Here is a 4,009-nt window from a genome sequence, read left to right on the forward strand (position 1 = left end):
TGCCGCCCGGTCCCGTGCCTCCCGGATCGCCGCCCTGCTGCCGGTCGCGGTGGTCGCCCTGCTTCTCGCCGGGTGCGGTGGGTCGGCCGCGCCCGCGCCGGAGGCGGCCGCCGAGCGGCCCGCCGTCAGCCGGGACGTCGCACCGCTGGAGCCGGCACTCACGGTCACCGACCCGCGCGGCGCCACCGTCACCGTGCCGGCCCCGCCGACGCGCATCGTCTGCCTGACCGGCCTGTGCGACGACATGGTCGTCGAGCTGGGGCTCACCCCGGCCGGCACCTCCACCCCGGCCCTGCTGAAGAACCCCGTCCTGCTCGGCGACCGCGCCGCGCAGGTCCCGACCGTCGCCGGCAGCTTCGGTAGCGAGGACGTCGAGTCCATCGCCGCGCTGCGTCCCGACCTGGTGATCGGGCTCGGCGGAGTGCACGAGCCGCTGCGTGCGGCGATCGAGCGCTTCGCCCCGCTGTGGCTGGTGCAGCCGACGACCTGGGAGGAGTCGGTCGGCTACCTGCGGGACCTGGGGTCGCTCACCGGACGCACCGCCGAGGCCACCGCGGGCGAACTGCGCTTCCGCACGACGCTGGCCGACGGCGTCGAGCAGGCGCGCGCCACCGGCAAGGCCGGCCGGAAGGTCCTGCTGATGTACGGCAGCGCCGACACGATCGGCGTCGACACCACCGACACGGTCAACGGGAACCTGCTCGCGACGCTCTACGACTACCCGTTCGTCCCGCGCGGCGCCGACGTCGAGACCGCGAGCACCTACAGCGTCGAGGAGATCCTCGCGCAGGCCCCGGACGTGGTGTTCGCGTTCTCACTGCTGTTCTCCTCCGCCGACCGCACCCTGACCGACCAGCTCGCCGCGAACCCGGTGTGGGCCCAGGTCCCCGCGGTGCAGCAGGGGAACGTGCACGAGATGGACCCGCGGCTGTGGGGCAGCGGGCGCGGCACCCGCAGCCTGGGCGCGATCGTCACCCAGTCGCTCGCGGCGGTCCCCGGCCGGTGAGACGGGCCCTGCTGCTGCTCGCCGTCGCGGCCGGGGCGGTGCTGCTCGCCGCGCTGGTCCTCGGGACCGGCACCCCGGCCGTCGCCCCGCACCGGCTGCCCGCCGTGCTGGTCGCGGCGGGCGGGATCGAGCACGTCGTCGTCACCGAGCTGCGGGTGCCGCGGCTGCTGCTCGGTGTGCTCACCGGCGCCGCGCTCGGGCTGGCCGGGTTGCTGCTGCAGGACGGTCTGCGCAACCCGCTCGCCGTCCCCGAGCTGCTCGGGGTGTCCTCCGGTGCCGCGGCCGCGGTGGCGGTCACGATCGTCACCGGGGCCGCGGTCCCGTTCGCGCCGCTGCTGCCCGCCGTGGTCGGCGCGGTGACCGGGGGCGCGCTCACCCTGCTCGCCGTCCGCGGCGCCGTCGGCCCGGCCGCGGTCCTGCTGATCGGAGCCGGGGTGGGGGCGGCGCTGCAGGCGCTGCTGCTCGCGGCGGTCGCCATGACCGGCTCCTCCGAGCAGGGCGTGCTGGTGCGCTACCTGCTGGGTTCGCTGACCGGCACGACATGGGCGACGGTGACGCCGGTGCTGCCCGCGCTGGCGGTCGCGTTCGTCGCGGGGGTCGCGGTGCTGCCGCTGCTGGGACCGCTGCGTCTCGGCGACGACGCCGCCTCCGCGCTGGGCCTGCGCACCGGTGCGGCCCGGGCGGCGGTGCTGGGCGTGGCCTGCCTGCTCGTCGCGGCCGTCGTCGGCCCGGCGGGGCCGGTCGCCTGGGTCGGGTTCCTCGCTCCACAGCTGGTGCGGGTGCTGCTCCCCGCGGCCCGGCCGCTTCCCCGCGCCGCGGCCTGCGCCGGGGCGGGCGCGGCCGTGGTCGTCGTGGCGGACCTGCTGGCCCGCACCGTGCTGTACCCGGTGGAGCTGCCGGTCGGCGGCTTCACCGCGGGGGTCGCGATCGTCGCGGGCGGGCTGCTGCTGGTGTGGCGACGCCCGCGGGCCGCCCGCACGGCCGTTCCCGTCCGCACCGACGGTCCCGCCGCGGCGGTGGAGCGGTGAACCGCTCGGTGGGCCGGGACGCGACGCTCGCGGCCCGGTTCGGGCTGCTCGGACTGTGCGTGGCGGTCGCGGCCCTGGCCGGGCTCCTGGTCGGCACCGCCGTCGGGCCCGGCACCGCGCTCGCGGCCGTCGCCGGGGTCGCGGACCCGCTGTCGACCGACCTCGTCCGGGAGCTGCGGGCACCGCGGGTCCTGGTCGGGCTCGCGGCCGGTGCCTGCCTCGGCGTCGCCGGAACGGTGCTGCAGGCGGTGCTGCGCAACCCGCTCGCCTCCCCTGAGGTGACCGGCGTCGGCTCCGGCGCGGTGCTCGGCGCGGTGCTGGGGACCGTGCTCGGCGGACCGGTCGGCACCCCGCTCGGCGTGCTGGCCGTGGCCCTGCTCGGCGGGACGCTCGGGGGCGGGGTGCTGTGGCTGCTCGCCGGCCGGGCCGCGGGGCCGGGCACCGCGGACCCGCTGCGGCTGGCCGTCGTCGGGGTGCTGGTGTCGGCGGTGCTCGGCGGGACGACGTTGCTGCTGCTCACCGCCCGCCCGCAGCTGGCCGGGTCGATGGTCCGGTGGCTGGTCGGCTCGCTCAACGGGCGTGGCTGGGAGCACTGGGACGCGCTCTGGCCGGTCGCGCTGACCGCGGTGGTCCTCGCGGTGCTGCTCGGCCCGGTGCTCGCCGTCCTCGGCGTCGACGACGACCACGCCCGCGGCGTCGGCCTCGCCGTGTCCGGGTGGCGCTCGGCCGCGGTGCTGCTGGCCGTGCTCGCCACCGGCGGGGCGGTCGCGGCGGTCGGGGCGCTCGCGTTCGTCGGGCTGCTCGCCCCGCACCTGGCCCGTGCGCTGCTCGGGGTGCGGGGCGCGGCCGACCCGCGGCTGCTCGTGCCCGCGGCGGCGACGGCCGGGGCGGGCACGGTCGTCACGGCCGACGTCGTCGCCCAGTTGCTGACGGCGTTCGCCCCGGCCGGGGACCGGCCGATCGGGGTGCCCGCGGGAGCGGTGACGGCGGTCGCCGGCGCGGTGGTGCTCATCGGGATCGTCCGCCGACGGTCCCGTACGACGGTGGGAGGTGCGCTGTGACGGTGCTCAGGGCCGAGGGGGTGACGGTGCGCTTCGACGGGCGCACCGTGCTCGACGGCGTCGACCTGGCGGTCGCCCGCGGGCAGTGGCTGTCGCTGGTGGGGCGCAACGGCTGCGGGAAGACCACGCTGCTGCGGGTGCTCGCCGGGCTGCACCGGCCCGACGCGGGCGCGGTGCACCTGGCCGACCGGCCGCTGGCCGGGACCCCGCGCCGGGAGGTCGCGAAGCGGGTCGCGGTGCTGCCGCAGGCCCTGCCGCCGCTGGGCGGGGTGACCGTGCGGGCGCTCGTCGCCCAGGGCCGCTACGCCGTCCGCGGGCCGCTGGGCATGCTCGGCGGCGGCGCCGACGCGGCGGTGTCCGACGCGCTGGCGGCCACCGGCACCCAGGCCTGGGCCGACACCCCGGTCGAGCTGCTGTCGGGCGGGGAACGCCAGCGGGTGCGGATCGCGCTCGCCCTGGCCCAGGACGCTCCGGTGCTGCTGCTCGACGAGCCCACCACCTACCTCGACGTCCGCCACCAGCTGGAGGTGCTCGACCTGGTCCGGGAGCTGCAGGAGCTGCGCGGCCTGACCGTCGTCGCGGTGCTGCACGACCTCGCCCAGGCCGCACGGTGCGCGGACCGGATCGTCGCGCTGCGCGACGGGCGGGTGCACGCCGACGGGGCACCCGGCGACGTCGTCGACGACCGGCTGCTGGCCGAGGTGTTCGGCGTGCGCGGGGTCGTCTCGACCCACGAGGGGCGGCTGACCTGCAGCTACCTGGGCTCCACCCCGGCCCGGCCCGTCAGCGCCTGACCGCGCACCCACCCCGTCGGGCGTGGCGCGCCGACGACCGGTCCGCCCCCCTCGGGCGGGTCGTCGGTGCGGCGACCTGCCCGTCTCCGCCCCGGCGAGGGCGGAGACGTGCGTCCCGCC

4 protein-coding genes are annotated in these 4,009 nt (G+C 78.4%); all 4 read left to right on the plus strand.

What is annotated here, in order from left to right; genetic code table 11:
* Window positions 1-1,006 (plus strand): ABC transporter substrate-binding protein (locus NH602_RS28985; protein ID WP_308292892.1); only part of this gene is annotated, 1,006 nt, incomplete at its 5' end.
* The gene (locus NH602_RS28990; RefSeq protein WP_253069466.1) at window positions 1,003-2,034 is read left to right on the plus strand and encodes an iron chelate uptake ABC transporter family permease subunit; all 1,032 of its coding nucleotides are present in this window, start codon (window positions 1,003-1,005) and stop codon (window positions 2,032-2,034) included. The genes NH602_RS28985 and NH602_RS28990, both read left to right, overlap by 4 nt.
* Complete coding sequence (locus NH602_RS28995) at window positions 2,031-3,095, plus strand: iron ABC transporter permease (RefSeq protein WP_253069467.1); 1,065 nt, start codon at window positions 2,031-2,033, stop codon at window positions 3,093-3,095. The genes NH602_RS28990 and NH602_RS28995 overlap by 4 nt, the downstream gene beginning before the upstream one ends.
* Entirely contained in the window at window positions 3,092-3,889 is a 798-nt protein-coding gene (locus NH602_RS29000) for an ABC transporter ATP-binding protein (RefSeq protein ID WP_179762389.1), read from the plus strand. Before NH602_RS28995 ends, NH602_RS29000 begins: the two co-directional genes overlap by 4 nt.
* The last annotated feature ends 120 nt before the right edge of the window (window positions 3,890-4,009 follow it).

The organism is Pseudonocardia sp. McavD-2-B, from assembly GCF_024124365.1.
In the GTDB taxonomy this organism is placed as follows: Bacteria; Actinomycetota; Actinomycetes; order Mycobacteriales; family Pseudonocardiaceae; genus Pseudonocardia; species Pseudonocardia alni.